20 protein-coding genes are annotated in these 22,758 nt (G+C 33.8%); 9 read left to right on the top strand and 11 right to left on the bottom strand.

Annotated features, from left to right (window positions below):
• Positions 1-11 precede the first annotated feature (11 nt).
• From IEV77_RS07675 to IEV77_RS07665, 3 genes are all read left to right on the top strand, one after another.
• Positions 12-650 carry a peroxiredoxin gene (locus tag IEV77_RS07675; protein WP_188463485.1) on the top strand — a complete coding sequence of 213 codons (639 nt, stop codon included), beginning with the start codon at positions 12-14 and terminating at the stop codon, positions 648-650.
• Between the two features lie 66 nt (positions 651-716).
• The gene (locus IEV77_RS07670) at positions 717-1,025 is read left to right on the top strand and encodes a thioredoxin family protein (protein WP_188463483.1); all 309 of its coding nucleotides are present in this window, start codon (positions 717-719) and stop codon (positions 1,023-1,025) included.
• Positions 1,026-1,031: 6 nt separating this feature from the next.
• Entirely contained in the window at positions 1,032-1,289 is a 258-nt protein-coding gene (locus IEV77_RS07665; RefSeq protein ID WP_188463481.1) for a DUF6952 family protein, read from the top strand.
• 73 nt (positions 1,290-1,362) lie between these two features.
• On the opposite strand, the gene IEV77_RS07660 is transcribed toward IEV77_RS07665, so the two are convergent.
• The gene (locus IEV77_RS07660) at positions 1,363-1,635 is read right to left on the bottom strand and encodes a hypothetical protein (protein WP_188463480.1); all 273 of its coding nucleotides are present in this window, start codon (positions 1,633-1,635) and stop codon (positions 1,363-1,365) included.
• A 241-nt stretch (positions 1,636-1,876) separates the two neighbouring features.
• On the opposite strand from IEV77_RS07660, the gene tpx reads away from it, so the two are divergent.
• From tpx to ribB, 6 genes are all read left to right on the top strand, one after another.
• Positions 1,877-2,383 carry a thiol peroxidase gene (gene tpx, locus IEV77_RS07655; protein ID WP_188463479.1) on the top strand — a complete coding sequence of 169 codons (507 nt, stop codon included), beginning with the start codon at positions 1,877-1,879 and terminating at the stop codon, positions 2,381-2,383.
• A complete protein-coding gene (locus IEV77_RS07650; RefSeq protein WP_188463478.1) occupies positions 2,376-2,744 on the top strand; it encodes a diacylglycerol kinase in 369 nt (122 codons plus the stop codon). The genes tpx and IEV77_RS07650 overlap by 8 nt, the downstream gene beginning before the upstream one ends.
• A gap of 108 nt (positions 2,745-2,852) precedes the next feature.
• Positions 2,853-5,225 (top strand): DNA translocase FtsK, encoded by a 2,373-nt coding sequence (locus IEV77_RS07645; RefSeq protein ID WP_188463477.1) that lies wholly within the window; start codon positions 2,853-2,855, stop codon positions 5,223-5,225.
• A gap of 71 nt (positions 5,226-5,296) precedes the next feature.
• On the top strand, positions 5,297-5,935 hold the full coding sequence (gene lolA1 / locus IEV77_RS07640; protein WP_188463475.1) for an outer membrane lipoprotein periplasmic chaperone LolA1: 639 nt from the start codon (positions 5,297-5,299) through the stop codon (positions 5,933-5,935).
• A gap of 7 nt (positions 5,936-5,942) precedes the next feature.
• Positions 5,943-7,814 carry an LptF/LptG family permease gene (locus IEV77_RS07635; RefSeq protein ID WP_188463473.1) on the top strand — a complete coding sequence of 624 codons (1,872 nt, stop codon included), beginning with the start codon at positions 5,943-5,945 and terminating at the stop codon, positions 7,812-7,814.
• A 34-nt stretch (positions 7,815-7,848) separates the two neighbouring features.
• Positions 7,849-9,006 (top strand): 3,4-dihydroxy-2-butanone-4-phosphate synthase, encoded by a 1,158-nt coding sequence (ribB, locus tag IEV77_RS07630; protein WP_188463471.1) that lies wholly within the window; start codon positions 7,849-7,851, stop codon positions 9,004-9,006.
• Positions 9,007-9,083: 77 nt separating this feature from the next.
• On the opposite strand, the gene IEV77_RS07625 is transcribed toward ribB, so the two are convergent.
• The 10 genes from IEV77_RS07625 to IEV77_RS07580 all read right to left on the bottom strand — a co-directional run bounded on the left by IEV77_RS07625 (position 9,084) and on the right by IEV77_RS07580 (position 22,639).
• Complete coding sequence (locus tag IEV77_RS07625) at positions 9,084-9,977, bottom strand: T9SS type A sorting domain-containing protein (RefSeq protein WP_188463469.1); 894 nt, start codon at positions 9,975-9,977, stop codon at positions 9,084-9,086.
• Positions 9,978-9,999: 22 nt separating this feature from the next.
• A complete protein-coding gene (locus IEV77_RS07620; protein WP_188463467.1) occupies positions 10,000-10,890 on the bottom strand; it encodes a hemagglutinin protein in 891 nt (296 codons plus the stop codon).
• Between the two features lie 5 nt (positions 10,891-10,895).
• Entirely contained in the window at positions 10,896-12,554 is a 1,659-nt protein-coding gene (locus tag IEV77_RS07615; protein WP_188463465.1) for a tail fiber domain-containing protein, read from the bottom strand.
• Positions 12,555-12,888: 334 nt separating this feature from the next.
• Entirely contained in the window at positions 12,889-15,642 is a 2,754-nt protein-coding gene (locus IEV77_RS07610; RefSeq protein ID WP_188463463.1) for a tail fiber domain-containing protein, read from the bottom strand.
• A gap of 269 nt (positions 15,643-15,911) precedes the next feature.
• The gene (locus tag IEV77_RS07605; RefSeq protein ID WP_188463461.1) at positions 15,912-17,462 is read right to left on the bottom strand and encodes a tail fiber domain-containing protein; all 1,551 of its coding nucleotides are present in this window, start codon (positions 17,460-17,462) and stop codon (positions 15,912-15,914) included.
• A 212-nt stretch (positions 17,463-17,674) separates the two neighbouring features.
• Positions 17,675-18,526, bottom strand: coding sequence for a proprotein convertase P-domain-containing protein (locus IEV77_RS07600; protein ID WP_188463459.1), 852 nt, complete (start codon positions 18,524-18,526; stop codon positions 17,675-17,677).
• A gap of 130 nt (positions 18,527-18,656) precedes the next feature.
• Positions 18,657-19,412: a hypothetical protein gene (locus tag IEV77_RS07595; RefSeq protein WP_188463457.1), complete on the bottom strand. Its 756-nt coding sequence runs from the start codon at positions 19,410-19,412 to the stop codon at positions 18,657-18,659.
• Positions 19,413-19,434: 22 nt separating this feature from the next.
• The gene (locus IEV77_RS07590) at positions 19,435-20,256 is read right to left on the bottom strand and encodes a DUF4412 domain-containing protein (protein WP_188463455.1); all 822 of its coding nucleotides are present in this window, start codon (positions 20,254-20,256) and stop codon (positions 19,435-19,437) included.
• A gap of 519 nt (positions 20,257-20,775) precedes the next feature.
• The gene (locus IEV77_RS07585) at positions 20,776-21,429 is read right to left on the bottom strand and encodes a putative metal-binding motif-containing protein (RefSeq protein WP_188463453.1); all 654 of its coding nucleotides are present in this window, start codon (positions 21,427-21,429) and stop codon (positions 20,776-20,778) included.
• A gap of 37 nt (positions 21,430-21,466) precedes the next feature.
• Positions 21,467-22,639 (bottom strand): hypothetical protein, encoded by a 1,173-nt coding sequence (locus IEV77_RS07580; RefSeq protein ID WP_188463451.1) that lies wholly within the window; start codon positions 22,637-22,639, stop codon positions 21,467-21,469.
• Positions 22,640-22,758: the final 119 nt, after the last annotated feature.

Below are 22,758 nucleotides of genomic sequence, written 5' to 3'. Positions count from 1 at the left end.
AACATAAACACATGGCATTTGTAGGAAAAAAATTCCCAGATTTAAACGTTAACGCAATGAACGATATGGGTGATACCTTTAAAGTAAACGTTCTTGAAGAAGCAGTTAATAATAAGAAAAAAGTAGTTTTATTTTGGTACCCAAAGGACTTCACATTTGTTTGTCCAACAGAATTGCATGCATTCCAAGCAGCTATGTCTGAATTTGAAAAAAGAAATACGATAGTAATTGGTGCATCTTGCGATACTGCCGAAGTACATTTTGCATGGTTAAGTACTGCAAAAGATAACGGAGGAATTGAAGGTGTTACTTACCCAATTTTAGCAGATTCTAACAGAAACCTGGCCTCTACTTTAGGTATTTTAGATATCATGAATGAGGAATATAATGAAGAAACTGGAGTTGTAACTGTTGAAGGAGACAATGTAACGTACAGAGCTACTTACATTATTGATGAAGAAGGTACGGTACAACACGAAAGCATAAACAACATGCCTTTAGGTAGAAATGTTAATGAGTATTTAAGAATCATAGATGCTTTAACTCACGTACAAGAAAAAGGTGAAGTATGTCCAGCAAACTGGGAAGAAGGTAAAGATGCAATGCAAGCAAATGCTAAAGGAACTGCAGCATATTTAGCAACTCACTAAAACAATTTAGTTCCAAATTCCAAATCATTATTTTTTGGAATTTGGAATTTTATAAAACCAACGAATATGACACAAGAATTAGATCAAGATAATTTACAAGAGATAATAAACAATAACGATACAGTTGTTGTTCAATTTTCAGCAACTTGGTGTGGAAATTGTAGAATTATGAAGCCAAAATTCAAAAAATTAGCTTCAGAAAATGAAAATAAAAAGTTTGTAATTGTAGATGCTGAGAAATTCCCGGAATCTAGAAAACTGGCAACAGTTGATAATTTACCAACTTTTGCTACGTATAAAAATGGTGCATTTGTAAGTCAGACGCAAACCAATAAGATGGACGTTTTAAAAGAATTGGTTGATAACTTAAACTAATTAAATATGAAATTACCAGTAATAAAACACCTTACCCAATTCATTGAAGAAAACGACGAAGATTTTGTTGTTGAAACCATTGAAACGTTAGAAGCACTCTCAGAAGTTCCTTCTTTAAAAGATGAAGAATTAGATGTTATTGGAGAATTAATATCCAATATGTATGGCGCATTAGAAGTAACTAAAATGATTAAAGATGGCACACCACAAAAAGAAGCATTAAATAGCTTTATGAAACGTGTGCTTGGATCTATAGACAAATAATTGACCTAGTACAAAAATTAAAAAGCCTCTTAAATCACTGATTTAAGAGGCTTTTTTTTTATGAATACGAATTTTATTCTTTATCGCTATCCATTTTTTCTTTTTTGGTTGCTTTAGGATCAATCGCTTTTTCTTCTCTAGCTTTATTTTCTTTTTTAGCCTTTACGTCTGCTTGTTCTTTTTTCATTTCAGAATCATTTTGAACTTCAGATTTTTCCTGGACTTTATTATGTGTCTCTGATTTTTCAACTGTATTATCTTCTTCTATTTGGGCTGAAGTCATTTGAGAAAACCCTAAAAAGCAAGTTAGTAATAAAGCTCCGAATAAATTTTTTGATAATTTCATAATAAATAGGTTTTTATAATAATTGATTTCTTAGTATATCTACGCTTCAAAACCTCAAGTTGGATGTTCTAAAAACTTGTTTAACAAAAAACTAACACATTATAAACAAACAAAAGACACTTAACTCTATGAAAAACAATATGTTGAAATTTTTATTTTCGAATTATTAAAAGTGAAAAACAGATTTTAGCAATACTCTTAATTTATTAGTATTTTTATGGAAACTAAAATACAACATATCATGGCAACAGTAACATTACATGGAGACGCTATACAAACTTCTGGAACACTACCAAAAGTCGGAACAAAAGCTCCAGATTTTAAACTAACTACCACAGATTTAAATACAAAATCTTTAAGCGACTTTTTAGGACAAAAAGTAGTTTTAAACATATTTCCAAGTGTTGACACAGGCACTTGTGCACAATCTGTAAGGCTATTTAACCAAGAAGCAGCAGAATTAGAAAACACCAAGGTATTATGTATTTCTAGAGATCTTCCGTTTGCTTTAAATAGATTTTGTGGTGCAGAAGGCTTAGAGAACGTGGTTTCTTTATCCGATTATAAAGATGGAAGTTTTGGAAAAAATTATGGTCTAAATTTCACAAATGGCCCGTTAGATGCATTGCATTCTAGATGCGTGATTGTTTTAGACGAAAAAGGCAACATTAAATATACAGAACAAGTTCAAGAAATTGCAGATGAGCCTAATTATAAAGCCGCTCTTGAAGCTTTATTAGATGACTAAAAAAGAGTCGTTTTTTGTAAACAGGTTAAAAAGCATTGGATTTGCCTTTCGTGGTGCACGATTATTGATATTAACCGAATCGAGTATTAAAATTCAGGTTTGTATTGGAATAATTATGACCATTATTGGCTTTCTAGTTGGTTTAAGCCCTACAGAATGGATTATTCAAACTATAACCATTGGTTTAATAATTGCTCTTGAGGGCTTAAATACGGCTATTGAAGAAGTAGCAGACTTTATACATCCAGAGTTTCATCCTAAAATTGGGTTAATAAAAGACCTTGCTGCTGGAGCCGTTTTTATATTTGCCATGATTGCAATAATAGTTGGTTGCATCATATATTTTCCTAAGATTTTTTAAATACTTTTACCATTAGGATAAACGTTAGTAATTTGTATTTTTGTTGCGTTGAACAAATAATATAAAACTAATTAAACTGAACTCATTTCTGTTTCTCAGAAAGTAAATATGGCAAAAAAGAAAACAAAAACAAGCGCCTCTAGTAAACCTAAATTAAAAGCCCCTAGTTTTAAGTTGTCTAATCAACAAAAACTTGTTCTTGGTAGCTTTTTGGTTATTTTAGGACTTTTACTTTTTATAGCATTTGTATCTTTTATTTTTACTGGAAAAGCAGACCAAAGCACACTTTCTGAATTTATGTCTCGCGATGCAAAACCAGAAAATTGGCTTAATAAAACAGGAGCTTGGATAAGCGACTTCTTTATTCAGCGTGGTTTTGGGGTGGCTTCTTTTATATTTTCTGGACTTGTTTTTCTTTCAGGAGTTTATGTTTTAACAAATTCTAGTTTAATAAAATTAAGAAAACACTGGTTTTGGGGAACACTAATTGTTATCTGGTTTTCCATTTTGTTTGGTTTTTTTGCCGAAAATCTGGACATCCTTGGTGGCACTATTGGGTTTGAAATGAATAGCTATTTACAGGATTATTTGGGCAAAATTGGAACGTCTCTCCTACTTGTCTTCTTCCTTATAACTTATTTAGCCATTCGTTTTAAAGTAACAGCAGAAACCTTTAAAAACATCTTTCACAGAGCTTCAAAAGATTTTAAACAAGAGTTTAAACCTTCAGATGAAGACATCTCTATTCCTATTGATAACGATTTATCTTCTGAAGCCGAAGATATCAAATCTGCTTTCGACCTAAATGTAGAAATACCTCCTAAAAAGAAAGAGGTTGTTGTTCAGGAAGAAAAACCAAAACCGAGACCTGAAGTTATTATAGAGGAACCTGAAATGACAATTGAAGTTGAAGAAGTTGCTGAGGAACTTTCGGAAACCGATAATTTATCGAATAAATTGGTTGAGGATTATGGCCAATTTGACCCCACACTAGAATTGAGCAATTATAAATTTCCTTCCTTAAATTTATTAAAAAAATACGAGTCTGAAAGTATTACCATCAACCAAGAAGAACTTGAAGAAAATAAAAATCGAATTGTAGATACATTAAACAATTATAAAATTGGAATTGCTAGTATTAAAGCAACCATTGGACCTACAGTAACACTTTATGAAATTGTTCCAGATGCTGGGATTAGGATTTCAAAAATTAAAAACTTAGAAGATGATATCGCTTTGTCACTTTCAGCTTTAGGAATTAGAATTATTGCTCCTATTCCAGGAAAAGGAACCATTGGAATAGAGGTGCCAAATAAAAATTCTACCATTGTTTCCATGCGTTCTGTTATTGCCTCGCAAAAATTCCAGAAATCAGAAATGTATTTGCCTATTGCTTTGGGTAAAACTATTAGCAACGAAACCTTTGTTGTCGATTTAGCCAAAATGCCTCACTTATTGATGGCTGGAGCTACTGGACAAGGAAAATCTGTAGGATTAAATGCCGTATTGACCTCTTTACTTTATAAAAAGCATCCAGCAGAAGTCAAGTTTGTTTTGGTCGATCCTAAAAAAGTAGAATTAACCTTATTCAACAAAATTGAACGTCATTATTTAGCGAAACTTCCAGATAGTGAAGAAGCAATTATAACCGACAATGCAAAGGTAATTAATACGTTAAATTCGCTCTGTATAGAAATGGATAACCGTTACGAAATGCTTAAAAATGCACTTTGTAGAAACATTGCTGAATATAATGTGAAATTTAAAGCACGTAAGTTAAACCCGAATGATGGGCACATGTTCTTACCTTACATTGTTTTGGTAGTAGATGAATTTGCCGATTTAATAATGACAGCTGGAAAAGAAGTAGAAACACCTATTGCTCGATTAGCACAGCTAGCTCGTGCCATTGGAATTCACTTAATTATTGCCACACAACGTCCATCTGTAAATGTTATTACAGGAATTATTAAAGCGAATTTCCCTGCTAGAATTGCTTTTAGAGTAACTAGTAAAATAGATTCTAGAACTATTTTGGATGGTTCTGGAGCAGATCAATTAATAGGTCGTGGAGATTTACTTTTTACGCAAGGAAATGAAATGATTCGTATTCAATGTGCTTTTGTTGACACCCCAGAAGTAGAAGCCATTACTGATTTTATTGGCTCACAAAAAGCTTATCCGGATGCTTATTTATTACCTGAGTATGTTGGGGAAGAAAGTGGCACAAGTCTTGATGTAGATATTAACGATAGAGATATCCTGTTTCGTGATGCCGCAGAAGTTATTATTACTGCGCAACAAGGTTCAGCTTCTTTATTACAACGTAAATTAAAATTAGGTTATAATCGAGCTGGTCGCTTAATCGATCAATTAGAAGCCGCGGGCATAGTTGGAGGCTTTGAAGGCAGTAAAGCCAGACAAGTATTAGTCCCAGATTTAGTAGCACTTGACCAACTTTTAAAAAATGAAACAAATTAATTAAAAAGATGATTTTCTAATTCCTATCAAATGTCAAAAAGGAAAATAAGAAAATACTAAAATTAAACTCAATGAAAAAAATACTTTTAATTTTCACTTTATTCATTTGCGCGATATCTTTTGGACAAGATGCTAAAGCAAAATCGCTTTTAGATGAAGTTTCTAAGAAAGCAAAAAGCTATGAAAACATTTCTATAGACTTTAAATATGTGTTAGATAATTCGGCAGAAAACATCAAACAAGAAACCCGTGGTGATGTGGTTTTACAAGGCAACAAATACCGTTTAAACATTTTAGGAGCCACACGTATTTTTGATGGAAAAACACTTTATAGTATTAGTCCAGATGACGAAGAAGTTACTATTTCAACTGAAAACCCTAACGATGAAAGTAACTTTTCGCCAAGTAAACTTCTGTCATTCTATGAAGATGGTTATACATATAAAATGGATATCATTCAGGATGTTAAAGGAAGAAAAATTCAATATGTAAAACTAACGCCTATTGATTCTAATTCTGAAATAAAAAACATTTTGTTGGGTATCGATGCGCAAACCAAACATATTTACAATTTAATAGAGATTGGAGAGAATGGAACAAAAACAACTTTAACTGTTAATTCTTTTAAAACAAACGAACCTATTTCGAAATCCTTATTTACATTTGACAAGAATAAGTATAAGGATTACTACATTAACAAATTGGATTAGGTGACTTTTGAAGATTTTAGATAGATACATACTAACCTCATATCTTAAAACTTTTATCAGCGTGTTTGTGATACTCATGCTGATTTTTGTTTTACAAACCATTTGGCTATATATTAAGGAATTAGCTGGAAAGGATCTAGATATGGTTGTGGTTGCTAAATTCCTAGTATATTTTGCACCTAAATTAATACCGCTAGTTCTACCCTTAACTATTCTATTAGCATCCATTATGGTATTTGGTAATTTTGCCGAAAACTATGAGTTTGCGGCCATGAAATCTACAGGAATTTCATTGCAACGCGCCATGAAAGGGCTTAGCATTTTTATAGTGTTACTAGGTATAACCACATTTTTCTTTACAAATAATGTCATTCCTTGGGCAGAATACAATTCCTATAACCTGAGAAAAAATATTGCCAAGTTAAAACCTGCCATGGTTATTGCCAAAGGACAGTTTAACGAAGTTGGGAACGAATACAATATTAAAGTTGCCGACAAAAGTGGTGATAGAGGTCAATTTTTAAAAGAAGTTCTTATCCATAAAAAAACCGGCGGAAAAGCTGGAAACTTTACAACTATTTACTCCAAGACTGGCGAGCTTATTGGGGAAGAGGACTCTGATATCCTACAACTTATTTTACATGATGGCTATTTTTATGATGATACGCCTCCAAAGGATAATATAGAAAGGCAGAAAAAGCCTATGACAAAAAGTTACTTTAAAAAGTATACTATTAATGTAGATTTATCCGACCTCAACAATATTGATTTAGAGTCAAAAGACATTAGCGACAAATACAACATGTTAAACATTAGAGATTTAAGCTATACCATTGACACCTTAAAAATTGATCAAGAAAAGGATATAAAAGAACTTGCGGCCAACCTTTATAACAGAAGCAACTTACCCATAATCAATACTGGCGTTTCTTTAAAAAAAGATATGACCTATGAGGGAGAAATTTTGGAATTATTTAGCAATAAGGACAAAGTACAACTTATAGATTTAGCTTCAAATACATTTAAAAGTACGATACAAATTATTGATGTTAAAGAACAAGGATTAAAAACCAAAACTGTTTGGCTTAACCGACATGTTATAGCCTTACATGAAAAATTAGCTTTAGGATTTGCCTGTATCATCCTGTTTTTTGTTGGAGCACCCTTAGGAGCTTTAATTAGAAAAGGAGGTATTGGGTTGCCAATGGTAATTGCTATATTTTTGTTTTTAACCTATCATTTTATTGGAATATTCGCAAAAAACAGTGCTAAAGACGGAAGCTTTAGCCCAATAATTGCTTCTTGGTTTTCAACTATCATCATGCTTCCTTTAGGTTTTTATTTAACCAAGCGAGCAACGGAAGATAGAGGCCTTTTTGAATTTGACCATATTATAGAACCAATAAAGAAACTCTTTAAAATTAAGGAAAAGGAAGACTCTAGATCCGCTTCAAAATTACCAGAAGCCATTAGAGAAGTTATAGAAGACAACTTAGATAATACCCAAGACCCATTAGCTCGTGTTGAGGATTATTCTAAAATTAGAGAAAGACATAAAGACTATACTGATTACGCTCAATTTACCTTTATTTTCTATGTTATAGGAGCAGTCTTATTACCTCTCTATTTTATTTTGAAAAATAATAAATTAGAAGAAATCGCATTAGTTGGTGTTCAATTAAGTATTATTTCATTTTTTGTATGTCTTGTTTATTTTATATTGTCTTATATAAAACTAAATTCTGTTTATAAATTATTAGAAATAAAAGGTCCTTCTAAAAACCCCATTAATATATTATTGAGTTTTATTTTTTATCCTTTAACTCATTATTTAAGGAGAAACAAAATTAATGAAGACCTCTCTGTTAGTTTAAAATAAGCCATACCTTTGCAACCTATTTAAAAATTAGATTATGTCCACTCTTAAAATGGCAAATAAAACTGCCAACATTCAATTAGACAGTATTGAAGATGCCATTAATGCTATCAAAAACGGCAAAGTAATTATTGTTGTTGATGATGAAAACAGGGAAAATGAAGGCGATTTTATTGCTGCTTCCGAAAAGGTAACCCCAGAAATGATTAATTTCATGGCTACCCATGGACGCGGGCTTATTTGTGCACCTTTAACAGAAGATCGTTGTGAAGAGTTGGATTTAAACTTAATGGTTCAAAATAATACAGTTTTACATCATACTCCCTTTACTGTTTCTGTAGATTTAATTGGGAATGGTTGTACCACTGGAATTTCAGTTCACGATCGCTCTAAAACCATAGAAGCTTTAGTGAATGGAGACACAAAACCTTCCGATTTAGGTCGTCCAGGTCATATTTTCCCTTTACGAGCTAGAAATGGCGGTGTTTTACGAAGAACTGGTCACACAGAAGCTGCTGTAGATTTAGCACGATTAGCTGGCTTTAAGCCTGCTGGAATTTTAGTTGAAATTTTAAATGAAGATGGTACCATGGCGCGGTTACCTCAACTGTTAATTGTAGCAAAGAAATTTGATTTAAAAATTATCTCCATTGAAGATTTAGTTGCCTATAGAATGGAACATGACTCTTTAATTGAGAAAAAAGAAGACTTTCAAATCGAAACCCGTTTTGGGAATTTTCGTTTAAGAGCATACCAGCAAACAACCAATAATCAAATCCATATAGCTTTAACAAAAGGAGTTTGGGATTCGAATGAACATGTGCTTACCAGAATTAACTCAACTTTAGTTAACAATGATATTTTAGGAACCTTAACTAATAATGCAGATCAGAAATTAGATGGCATGTTTCAAGTGGTAACCGATGCAGGAAAAGGAGCTATTGTATTTATTAATCAGCAAAGTCAATCTATGAACCTTCTAAAACGTTTAGCTGTTTTAAAAGAAGCACAGAGTGATGGAGAAGTTATTAAAGCGCCGGCTATTGAAATGGACTCTAAAGATTTTGGTATTGGTGCACAAATACTTCACGATTTGAATATTCATAAACTTCGTTTAATTTCAAATAGCGAACAAACCAAACGTGTTGGAATGATTGGTTATGGTTTGGAGATTATTGAGTACGTAAACTATTAAAAAAAAGGGAATCAAGTTATTTTTAAATAATCTCAACCCCCTTTCACACTGATTAATAGCGTCTTTATATTTTTATATTACTCGATAACTATCTTTTTTGTGATTTCGCCTTTATCTGTAAAGACTTTTACAATATAGATCCCTGCTTGCAAATTACTGACAGCTATTTGATTACTGTTTAAAACAACCTTCACTTTCTTACCCAGAATATCAAATATTTCTACTTGTTGAATTATATAACTGGTCGAAATATGGATGTAATCTGAAGCTGGATTTGGATAAATAGATATTTGGTTTATCTGTTCTTCCTGAGGAATAGATAATGTCGCTGCACTACTATCATAGGTATCAACTACAATCTGAGTTCCCGGAAATGCGCCACAATCAGCAGACTCAAATGGTCCTGCAGCAAATGGTCCACAAACCGTATAAAACTGATGGATATATGCCTCGCCATCCTCGAACATCACCATTGGCAATTGACTATTATCTGTAAATTCTATTTTTATGCGCAACAGTCTTTGAGGTGTTTCAGTAATATTATCATCTGCAAAAGTAGCTGCTGCAAATACTTGAGAACAAGCCCAAGAAACCCTTGAATCCGTATTGTCGTTAACAGTAAATACGCCATAAATTTTTGCGGCCGCAGTAGCATCAACCCCTTGAGCTAAAATATAACCTTGATTTTCTGGATAAAGAAATTCGATATTATCATTTGCTCTAACATTTTCACCAAATGCTAAGGTGTTATAAGTAAAATATAACTGTCCAGAACTTAATTTAAAAGTCCCTGTATTATTAATGGTTTGAATTAGCACATCTACTTCGTAAAAATCATTCACACCATCATTGGTGATTTCTGCATTTGCAAAGGTAAAATGGATATCCGGTTGCGCGTACGTTTTAACAGTAAAAAGCAAGGCAATACCTATGATGATACTAGTTAAAATTATTGAGTATTGAGTTTTCATAAGATTAAAGTTTTTATTATTATTAATTTGTTTTTCTTTTAGCATAAAGTCGGTTACTTGTAAACTGTTCGCCTTTCCCTAAATTTGGATTAAGAAAATTATTGATATCTACGTTTTGTACTTCTCCGTCCAAATTCATATCTGCATTGTTATATCCTGTCAACCCTCGTAGAGGTTCTACGGCATTTCTATCTGTATTTTGTATATTTCCGTCTCCATTGAAATCTCCAGCATATAAAGCAAATTTGCCATCGCCCATATTAGCGATCCCATTAGAGCCACCCATAATCAGATTACTATTTGATGTAAGATCAAGAACTGTTGTCCCTCCCGATAAATTCACCGTGTTTGCAGTAAGAATTCCTAAATGGTTTCGATGACTTACCATAACGTAGTAATTCCCAATTGGGACATCAATAGGAACTGTTGAAACACCATCTGTTGCCACTACGCTTCCATTAGCTAATAATAGTGCAGACTTTTCAGTAATTACCGTGATACCGTCAGCACTATCGCGTATTTCAATCCAAACCCAATCTATAACTGCGTTGGTTCCAGTAGTATTAAATACAGAGGCATTACATGTTACATTATCGATATAAGGACTTGAAGTAGGAATAATGCCTGCAATACGTAAATCGTCATTCATTAAGCTAGTAGCATAAGGTCCTTCTAAAAATATTTTTGGATCAAGCTTGATCATTAAGGTAATAGGGTTTATAAACCCTTCGGAAACCTGAATATTCCCAGAACTTAGTTCTTGCACATTGACTTCGCCGATAGTGTAGAGAATTTCTATGCCTCCTGCAGTTACCGAAGCGCCTCCAGAATCGATACTGAATTTTTCAATGGTTTGTGCATTACTCCACTTAGTGAAGCAAAAAATAACTAGTATGCTTAATATTGTTTTCATAAGGATTAGTTTTTATTTAACTGTGATTGAACTAAGGCTTTCAGTTCATCTATTTGTTTTTGTTGGTCTTCAACAATAGCTTGTAGTTCTTGGATGGCTTTTATAGATATAACACCAAAAGCAGCATAATCAATTCCATATAAACCATCAGCTTCTGAAAAATGAACCACTTCTGGAAATATAGAATTAACCTCTTGAGCAATAAAACCTAAAGCTTGCTTTCTACTTTCATCATCTTTGTAATAATAAGTTGAAGGTCTTAATTTTTCAACACGATCTAAAACTGTTGGCATGCCTTGAATGTCTGACTTTAAATTTATATCTGAAGAAGCTACATAAGCTCCTGTTGATGCACTTATAGCGGCTTTTAAGGTGCCTCCATAATGAAAGCGAAGTGAGTATCCATGTGTAATATTCCAATCACTATTAGCAGTACCATCATCAAAGCGTAAACCAGTACCGACTGACTGACCATCTTGAAAAACCTCAAGTCTTGCAGTTGGTATGCCATTAATTCCAACGTTAGCACCATTATCTCCTACCGATATGTTGCCTCCTTCTTTTTGAAGATAAAGTGTTGATGCAGAACCATTGCTGCGTGCTATAATTTCATTTTCATCGATTACTACGTTTAGACCAGTTTCATTACCTAACACCATGTAACCACTACCATCAGTTAAACTAGCATCTAATCCGCCAACAATATGCAATTTTGTGCTGGGTGCTATTGTACCAATACCAAAATTCCCTTCTTGTGTCATTCTAAAGCGAGTAGTAAAAGTGTCACTACCATCTACTTTAGATCGAATTTGTAAGTTAGCTCCGTTTCCTTGAGTACTAAATTGCCATTGGTTTCCGTTATCAGGAAAACCCATAACCAATTCTCCTAAATTGGTTTGTATGAACAAGTCTCCTCCAACATGAAGCTTCATTTCTGGTTCGTTTATACCAATCCCAACATTTCCTCTTCCAGTAGTCAATGCTGCCACACCTGTAGAAGTTGTATAAAAATGACCTCCTACTCCACCTCCATAACCATAACCTTGTACACCTACCCCTTCTACGGATTCAGAAACTCCTTGTACTCCAGCAAAAAAGCTTGTTTTGGAAACGCCATAAACCCCATGCGCCTCTACTCCTTGACCTAAGACTCCAGCGTTATTAGCAGGCAAAATCTCTCCATCAGTTCCTACCGAACCAGCAAGACCATAACGACTGCTCCCAAAATCGTTATGTACCTGAAACGCAGCCCCTACTTCACTTGTTTCATCATAATAAGGCAATTCGATATTGCCTGCTGTTATGGCATAAGGCACTGTCTTAAATTGTGTAGTACCCATATCTGTCAATCCAGTGCCTGTATTTAATTGGACATTTAAAAAATGGTCATCACTCCCCCAATCAATAGAAGTAAAATTACCAGAAATTAAGGTGCCTTCTCCAATATTTACCATAACAATTCCATTGCTATCAGTAGTTGGCGAATGTGTTTCACGATACACATTAGAAGCTCCTGCTAATATGGTAAACTGAATTTGAATAAGATCGTTAGCAATCACATTTCCTAAATCGTCTTTAATTACGGCTTTGTAGTTAATTCCATTTTGAGCCTGAGTCAAAAGACTTAAGAACATGCAAATAATAATTGTGAGTGTTGTTTTCATAAGTATCTGTTTTCTATTTAATAACTCTATTCTTAAAAGGTTAACATCCGTTTAAAAAAATGTATTAAATCTTCAATACAAATTTAAAAATGACCTATCATATTGTATACTACCATTGTAACATTCTATATAACATATGTAACAACCTGTTGTTTTTGTTGTTGATTAAGGCCTATTCCAAGTTTTATGATTACGTTACTTATTCTTTTAAGGTTATTTCTCCTTCTATGTCTTCATGATATTTATTACAACTACATATTAATAACAATAAGTTTATTGCAATTAAAAAGGTAATTGTGGAACAGATATAAACAATGATCATCATTCTTAAATATTATTTGTTATTTTCTAAAATTTTAACTCTAGATCTTAAAGCATCGTTTTCAGCTTTTAGCTCTTTAACTGCGTTAATTAGCACAGGAATAAGCTCTGTATAACTTACACTTAAGGTTTTTGCTTCATCATCATCTTCATGTACAATCTCGCTAATAACCGGTTGTACTTCTTGAGCAATTAAACCAATAGATTTATAATCTTGTGTTCTGTTTATCCAATTGTATTGAACAGGGTTTAGTTGCAAAACGGTATCTAAACCGTAAGACAACGGCGTGATGTCTTTTTTAAGACGTCTATCGCTACTATGTACCAAAACACCTCCTACTCTAACATCGCCACCATCTTGTTGTAAAAAAAGCGTTGAAGCGACACCATTATCTCTTGCCATAATTTCATTTTCATCAAAAACCAAGTTAGATCCTGTTGTATTGCCCAAAACCAAATAACCAGAATCGCTATTGTAACTCGCATCAGAACCGTTAGTTATTTGAAATCTAGAAGATGGGGAAGCTGTACCAATTCCTACTTTTCCATTTTTTAAAACTGTTAAAGCATTCGTTCTTGATCCATTGCTAATGCCATTTCCTATTTCGAACAAAGGGTCTGTAGCACCCCATGAAGTAGCACTACCTCCACCAACATTGAATCTTCCAATAGCTAATGATGTGTGACTTGATGCTATTGTGTTCCATCCCATTGCTGTGGAAGTATGTCCAGAAGCGGTTGTTCCATAACCTATGGCTGTTGAACGTTCTCCAGAGGCAATGGTTAAAATTCCCATAGTTGTGGAATTATGGCCTGATGCTGATGTATTGCTTCCATTAGCTGCCGAATAAGACCCAGATGCTATTGTATTCCATCCCATGGCAGTGGAAGACCATCCTGTAGCTCCATGAGTTGTACTAGCAGTATCACTATTACTTAAGTCTACAGCTTTAAAACCAGTATTGCCATAGTTATTTGGGTTTTGACCTTTTAATCTCCAACCTGATCCTAATCCTTCTAAACCTGTAGAACCTAAATTGGCATCTGCATATTCTTTCGTAATTAGAGCTTTGGGGCTAATTATTTCGGCTAAATCAAAACTTGGAGCTGTAATAGTACCGTTTTTTAAAACGGTTAATGCGTTCGTTTTCGCATTAGAATTTGTACCATTTCCTATTTCGAATAAAGGGTCTGTTGCAACCCATGCTGTAGCATTACCAGTACCAATATTATATCTACCAATGGCTAAAGACCCTAAACTTGTTGCATTAGTTCCAAATCCCATGGCTGTGGAATAATATCCAGATGCTGTTGTATTTTGTCCCATAGCTGTAGAACTTTGCTCAGATGCTGTAGTATTTATTCCAAAAGACGTGGAAGTACGTCCGGAGGCCGCTGTAAATTCTCCCATAGCTGTAGAATTTTCACCAGATGCTTCTGTGCTGGACCCCGTGGCTATAGAAGCATATCCAGATGCTGTAGCAAATCGCCCCATGACTGTAGAAAAAACTCCAGATGCTGTTGTACTTTCTCCCATGGCTGTGGAATAACTTCCATTAGCACCATTGGTTACACTAGCACTACCACTATAACTTAAGTCGATTGCATCTAAACCAATATTGCCATAGTTATTTGGATCTCGTCCTTTTAATCTCCAACCTGTATTGCTACCTTCTGTTAATTTATCTAAACCAGAGGCTACTAAATTAGCATCAGCATATTCCTTGGTTATTAGCGCTTTGGGGTTAATTATTTCGACTAAATCAAAACTTGGAGCTGTAATAGTACCGTTTTTTAAAACGGTTAATGCGTTCGTTCTTGATGTATCATCAGTACCATTTCCTATTTCGAATAAAGGATCTGTTGCAACCCATGCAGTAGCGTTACCAGTACCAATATTATATCTACCAATGGCTAAAGACCCTAAACTTATTGCATTAGTTCCAAATCCCATGACTGTGGAATAATATCCCGATGCTGTTGTATTTTGCCCCATGGCTGTAGAACTTTGCTCAGATGCTATTGTATTTATTCCAAAAGAAGTGGAAGTACGTCCCGAGGCCGTTGTAAACTCTCCCAGAGCTGTAGAATTTTCACCAGATGCTTCTGTGCTAGACCCCGTGGCAATAGAAGCATATCCGGATGCTGTAGCAAATCGCCCCATGACTGTAGAATAAATTCCAGATGCCGTTGTACTTTGTCCCATGGCTGTGGAATAACTTCCAGTAGCACCATTAGTTACATTATCACTACCGTTAAAACTTAAATCTACAGCATTTCCACCAATATTACCATAGTTATTTGGGTCTTGTCCTATTAATCGCCAACCTGCATTGCTTCCTTCAGTAATTTTTTCTAAACCAGTTACGTTAGCTGCAGTTTTGGCATTTATAGCATAAGGCACAGCCATAAATTGCGTAGTTGAAACATCTAATAATCCGTCACCAATATCAATTTGTACATTTAGCCAATGTTCATCATTTCCCCAGCTTATGTCTGAAAAAACATCTGATGTATTACCATCACCCATTGTACTAATTAAAATGCCATTAACATCTGTTGAAACATTAGTATGCGTTTCTTGATAAACTTGATTGGTTAATGTAGCTCCTTCATAAATTGTAAATTGTACACTTATATTGTGTGTATTTAGAAGGACATTGCCATTAGCATCTTTTATTAAAGCTTTGTAGTTAATACCTTGTTGCGAGAAGCTTGAAACAGTTATCAGTAGTGAGAAAAGTAATGTGATTATAGTGTTTTTCATGTTCGTTTTTTTATTTAATTGGTTTTGCTTCTATAAAATTTAAGCGTTCTACTAATGCTTCAATAGATTTATCTTGTACATTATCTTTTTCATTTAGAAATGAATTGTCTGTTACAATAATTCTATTTGTTTGTTTTGTTCATCAATAATTTGTTGCTGCGCTTGCAGTTCCAATTACTTTAATTCAATGAAGATCTTTTGGATCTGACAAACTGGATTTATGGAATCTGCTTCATCGTTCGTTCAGAAATCAATATGGAGGAAAACTTTTAATTGTTAGTGGCTTCGAATGTTTCTAAACGCATGAATACTTTAGCCAGTTGATTTTCCAAACTTTCAGTTTTTGTCTTTTGACTATCAATAATTGTTTGCTGCTCTTGGATGGCTTTAATAAGTACAGGAATCAGCTCTGTGTAAGACAAGGTAAGCAGGTCTGATTCCTCTATATAATGGGTGATACTAGGGAATAGTTCTTGTGCTTCTTGAGATATCAAACCTAGATTTCGTTTAGAATCTGTTTGGTCTTTCATTATATAGCTTACAGGATTGAGCTGCATCACTTTGTTTAGGGTACCATTTTCTAATGGAGTAATATCTTTTTTTGTGCGTCTGTCCGAAACAGTTGCATAAACTCCAGTATTTGGGTTAAAAGAACCTTTGTGAGATTTGTTTCTTAACAACTCTAAATAACCATCTTGATGGGAGTAAAATTGCCATGACTCATTATTACTTAAATTTCTTATACTTAACCCGTTGCTGTTAGAGTTTGTTGGAGTAGGACGACCATTTTGATGTGCTATTTCAAATAAACTTTCAGGGTTAGAAGTATTTACACCGAAGTTTCCATTTTTTAAAACTGTAACAGCATTATTTGCAGTTGCTGTACTTTGTCCGTTACCAATAACAAAAAGACGATCGTTGACATCCCAATCAGTAGTATTTGAAGGCACATAACTTGTATTGTAGGAGCCAATGGCTATTTCGGCATAGGATTGAGCAGTTGTTTTAATTCCCATTGCTGTTGAAATTCTTCCTGATGCAAATGTGTTATCGCCCATTGCCATTGAAGAAGTTCCAGTAGCAAATGTGTCACTTCCCATGGCTGTGGAAGATGTTCCATTAGCTTGTGCTCTAGAACCTGCAGCTAATGAATAATCGCCTCTTGCTTTGGAAGAATTCCCAATGGCTGTAGATCGATACCCATAAGCCCCAACATTATATCCCATTGCAATTGCTTCCCTTCCTGTTGCTCCTCTTAATTCTTCGTTATTACTAGAATAACTTAAATCAATAGCATTTTGTCCAATTGTACCGTAATTGGCCGGAGACATACCTATTAATCTCCATCCAGTTTGCGAGAATCCTGTTTCAGGGTTTACTTCTGAAATTTTCTCTAAGCCACTAACGTTAGTCGCAATTTCAGCATGTTTTGCATAAGGCACTGCATTAAACTCAGTTGTTGTCATGTTTACAAAATTAGTTCCGCCAGTAATGTCTATTCCTACTCTTAGATAATGCTTATGGCTTCCCCAATCTATGTCGTCAAAAGCACCATAGCTTAAAGATTGTGCACCATCACCAATGTTGGTAATAATAATACCATTGGCATCAGACATAATTGGATCATGAGTTTCTTGAAAGACAGGACTTCCATTTGAAAATATCGCCAATATGGTAAATTGTAGTCTTACATTTTGATTAACAACCACATTGCCCAAATCGTCTTTAATAAGGGCTTTATAATTGATACCTTGTTGGGCATTTGCTGTATAGCCGATTAATAAAGCTAACCCTAAAACAATTTGTTTAAGTTTTTTCATAATTATTAGTTATTTTTGTTTTTTAATTTTCTGATACGTTGTGTCTACAGCCATCATAACCTGTAATCAACATTCCCTGATCTGAATAAACTAGGTTTTGGAGTCCTACTTTCAAATATTTATAGAATTTCATCCTAAAAGGTTTATGGTAGATGTTGGGGACCACTCATTGGTCGAGATTCCAAATTATTGGAAGTTTGGCAACATATCTATTAATAACCACATATATCAATAAACCAATTGATGAGCGAGCCTCCATCACTACCTTGATCATCAGTTATACTAAGTGTCCAATCTCCATTAGCTTGTAAACCATTAAAATCAGCAAGGCTACCTTCTGGTTGATATGTATTTGTAAAAGGAGCATCTGCAATTAATACATCAATAATTAAGAGTGTCGCTTCATCATCAAAAACGGTATTTACAAAATTATCTCCAGGACCTCCGTTGTCTGTGGTTAATTCCACCATTGTGCCATCTGGTGCTATTAGAAAAATATCCATATCAGCCACCCAAGTATGATTAATATTCAAAGTGACATTGACATCGCTTACCGTAAACGAATCTGAAATACTAATAACAGATGTTGTCAAAGTTCCAGCACTAGGTCCAACTGGGAGTACTGTAGAATTTAATAATGTTTGACAAGGAATATCTGTCGCTGTGGCTGAAATAATTAAAGGAGAACCACTTAAAGGGGTTACGCCATCTTCCTGAAACACAGTAGCTGTTAATTGTTGTACTCCAATTATAGATCCAAGTGTCCAGTAGGTTATTGCCATTCCACTGCCATCACTTGTGGCCGTTATTGAGGACAAATTTCCGTCTGTTACTGAAAAATCAACATTTGCGCCAGTAAATGCGTTGCCGTTTTGATCTTTTATCATGACCTCAATTGGGTTCGATAATTCGGTTTCTATAATCCCAGCCTGATTAGCTCCAGAAACCGTCTCTATACGATTAGCTTCAGGAATGAATTCAACGGAATCATCATCATTACTACAAGAAGTTGTAAAAAAAAGGATACCTGTAAGTAGGGTTGCGAATATTATTTTACGTTTCATTTTGATGTTTTTTAAAAAAATCTTTAATTCAAGACTTCTTTGATTATATATTTAGTTAATGAATGCATGCGTTCAATCATTTTGTAATCACTAAAAATGATTTTTTTAGTTAGTTAGTTAGTTAGTTAGTTTAATGTCTAACCCATTTCTGGATATTTCCTGCACCACTGTTATTTACATCAATTCTTAAGGTATCTGCAACCCCAAGTTCCATGGTGGAGGTATAATAATTATTATCGCTTCCCAGTTCTTCATAAATAAAACTATTACCATCTATAGCATAAATGTCTTTCCATTTGCGGTCTCCTAAATCAAATTCGGATAAATGAGGATCTGTTATAGTTCCCGTAGTTTCTTCCACATCAATTACAATCCCATTATTTACTGGGTTATTTCCGCCTACACGAATCCATTCGCCTTGTAATCCGGCAAGAAAAACAGATTGTGGTGTATAATTTGACTCACGGACCCATTTTTGAATATTACCGGCTCCAGAATTATTTACATTGACACGCAAGGTATCATCCACTCCAAAATCTATAGATGCTGCATAGTAACTGTAATCACTTCCAAGTTCTCTATGTGTATAGTTTCCTGAGCTTTGCCCTTCAATATCTTTCCATTTAATATCTCCAATATTGAATTCAGATTGAGCAGCAAATGTAATTTCACCTATATTGTCAAGGACATTTAGTTTCATGCCATTATTGGTTGGGTTATTACCACCTATTCGAATCCAATTGCCTTGCAAATCGTCCAATGGATATGTTTGTTGTTGCTGTTGATCATCATTGCTGTCTAAAGAATCTATACTACAAGATGTAATTAAGAAAGATAGAGTTATCATAAAAAAAACTCCAAGACTTATTTTTTGTAATGTTTTCATAATGCTTTATATTTAATTGGTTTTACATGAATTTTTTATACTCTTTAGTATTTATAGAAAAGTCTGATTTTTCTAAAGCTACACAGGTCATTTTTATCGATTCTGTTTTCTTTCCGCTAGTTGTAGTCATGTCCATTTCAAGCATTAATCCCTCAACATTATTCATCCATTTCTGGTTGGTTTTGCTTTTCTTATTGTCCATGTTATAAAAGCCACTTGGAAAAGTGATATCTGCTTCTTGAGTTACCCAAAAACTTCCATTAAAATCGTCGCTTGTTACTATAAACTCTCTACAGGTATAGTTTAAAATGACTTTGGTGTTGTTGGTTTTTTCTACTTTGATATCTTTATTTGTTGTATCCTCATCATCTACCAAATCGTTAATATCCAAAGAAGTTGACATGAGCATTTTTTGGCCTCCAGCTTCTGTAAACATAAACATGGTTTTTTTAGTTAGATCCAATACACTCATCATGATTGTTGTACTTTCAATGATATTGCCAAAATAATTCTGGTTCTTTGCTAGAAAATACGTTAAGGTGCTAATGTTTTTACCACTTTCAATTTGCATGACATATTTATGAGAAAAATTATAAACAGCCTCTGGAGTTTTACTGTTTGTTGTTGTGGTATCTTCTTTTGAAGATTTCGATTTTTTAGTACCATCACTTTCAAAAACCGAATCGAAAGCTTTATCTGTTTCTTTCTGAGCTTTTTGCTCCACTTTTCTATCAAGGGCTCTTTCAGCCGAATTTGCTGCCTTATCAGCTAGTCTATCAAAAATTTGTGCTTGGCTTGCAAATGCACTAAAAACAAATAGGATTGTTGTAAATAATAGTTTCATCTCTTTAATATTTTTATGTTTTATTATTAATAGTTTTTTTGATAAAAGGTTAACATTTTTAAAAATTATTTTTAATTATTTGTCTTCGTGTGTTTAAATGTTTTGGTGATTTCTTTTCGCTCAAATCATCTTTACATAAATTTTAAACATGTCGTTTTGGTATTTTGTTGGCTTACCAAAAGTTATTATTCTTTTAAATGGTTTTATAAATATGACTTGGATTCTAATTCGAGATCCATTATATTTCTAGTTGATTCAACTGCGCTTGCAGTTCCAAATTCTATAAGGAAGTGGAGATCTTTTAGATTTGGCAAACTGGATTTATAGAATCTGCTTCATGGTTCGTTCCGAATTTAATGTGGAGTAAAACTTTTATAAGTAGTATTGTGGTACTTATATTTAGCGGAATTGACACTTATTTAAATTTTCATTTAGCAGTGTAGCAATCTATTTAATAGCATTCTCAATGAACAGATTACCACATTGCTAGTTCCTTTTTCCTAGTAATGACAGAAAATTTTAATCTCTAGTAACTAGACTCCACGCGAAACCGCCACAACCTGCATCCAAATCATCAGGATTTGTGGGATCTGTTGCATTTTCTATAAACTCTTGAGATTCACTGTCATAAAAGGGTTGACAGAGGTTAAACGTGTTCGTTTCTATATTGGTAAAGACGAACTTGCTATATAAATCAGCATTAAAAGGATTGCTGGCATCATTTAAACAGATAACATAGTTACTCTCAGAAACTAAGATGTGATATGTATAGTTATTTGTTGTTTCTATTATAGTTGAATTAGTAATTGTGTATGAGACGCCAAAGTTTGTTGTCCAAGTTCCTGATATTTGACTAAGGACACCACACTCATCAACCACTCCATTTCCGTTATTATCTATGCCATCATCACATAGTTCATCTGCGCCAGGATAGGCTGTTGCATTTGCGTCATCAAAATCGGTATTATCCGAAATATAGCCTGTGGGTTGCGTGCAGGATAGTTGAGAATTATTTGGGTCACCAAATCCATCTTGATCTCCATCTTGATACCAGGTTAATTCTGTACAGCCAACATCATAATCATCATCATTTTTATTATCATCATCACTACTACAGGAATTAAATCCAACCATTCCAATGGTACATACTAGTGTTAAATAAATTGTTTTCATTTTTTTCATAGTTTTAAGGTTTTAGTGTTTTAGTGTTTTAAGGTTTAAGTGTTTTAAGGTTTAAGGTTTTTAAATGCTCCCAAATTTCTTCTGGATTCATGTTTGTTGCTTCTGCTTTAATTATAAATCGTTTATTTGCATTATAGTTAAGTGTTGTTTTAGCTTCTTTTTCATTATACTCTGTCATTACACGTTTACCATCCATTTCTGTAGCGCTATTGTAACCTGTTTTGGTTTTATCCTTCCAATCTCGACTTAGCATATTCATAATCATTGTATATGCACCTACTGCATCTTTATTACCAGCACAATCTATAATAGTGAGATCTATTGTTTGTGCGTCTTTTTCAAAAAGGAGATTTACATTATTTTTGTTTGGTATCCGCTCTATTGCTTTACCAATTTCATAGTTAGTTCGTTTTAACTTTCCTAACTTTTTTGGCAACCAACTTTCATACTGTTGTTTTGTTATTGGTTTTAACTTAACAAGTTGTTGTTCAATTTCTAATGCCTCGTCATTTGCCCAATATTTTAATTGCCAATGCAGGTTGCCAGGAATTTGATCTAACGATTGAATGATTCTGGATCTTGGCAAACTCCCTTTTTCTTCCTCCGTATCCCATTCCTCAATGGCTGTTAAAGTATTTGATACCAGATTAAAACCTTTTTTCAATTTAAGTTCATAAGTTATCGTTTGATCAAAATCATATAGGTCTTCCCATGCTTTATTTTCGGTACAATGTGCCTTAACATTAGTATCAGAATCACTATAAATCCAATTAATGGTGCTCCCTAATTGATCATTATTATGTTCTACATCTATTTGTGTAGAGGGTATAATGGCTCCTACTGCTTGGCCGTATTTAAATAAATAGATATATTTAATTTCTACTAGAGTTGTATTTTCATTGGTGACAACAACGTTAGGATCCTGACAAAAGTTACCTCCATAGAAGTTTTTAATTGACCTCGTCATATAGTCATTTCCATTAATATTGCTTAGGTCTGCAGCTAACCAGTTAAAATAGATTGTTCCGTCTGCCAGAACTTTACCAATGGTTATTGGATTATTATCACCAAAAGACGTTATTTTAAGTTCTAATTCGCCTTTGTTATAGTTTTCAACTTGAAGTAAAGCAGTTTGTGATTGTTGTGCTTTACAGAATTGAAATATAAAAATTGTGATCACTACAATTAATTTCGTTTTCATATTTTATACTTTTAAATTGCCGTTTTTGTTAATTTATTCAAATTTTGTTTTGCTATTGATAAAGGGTATCATACAAATAAGAGTACCATCCTTTAGTATCTATTACTTGAAGACATTTT

It is taken from the genome of Xanthomarina arctica (genome assembly GCF_014638915.1).
Classification (GTDB): Bacteria; Bacteroidota; Bacteroidia; order Flavobacteriales; family Flavobacteriaceae; genus Xanthomarina; species Xanthomarina arctica.
Note: the sequence above shows the minus strand (reverse complement) of the source record. Positions and strands in the feature narration are given on the sequence as shown.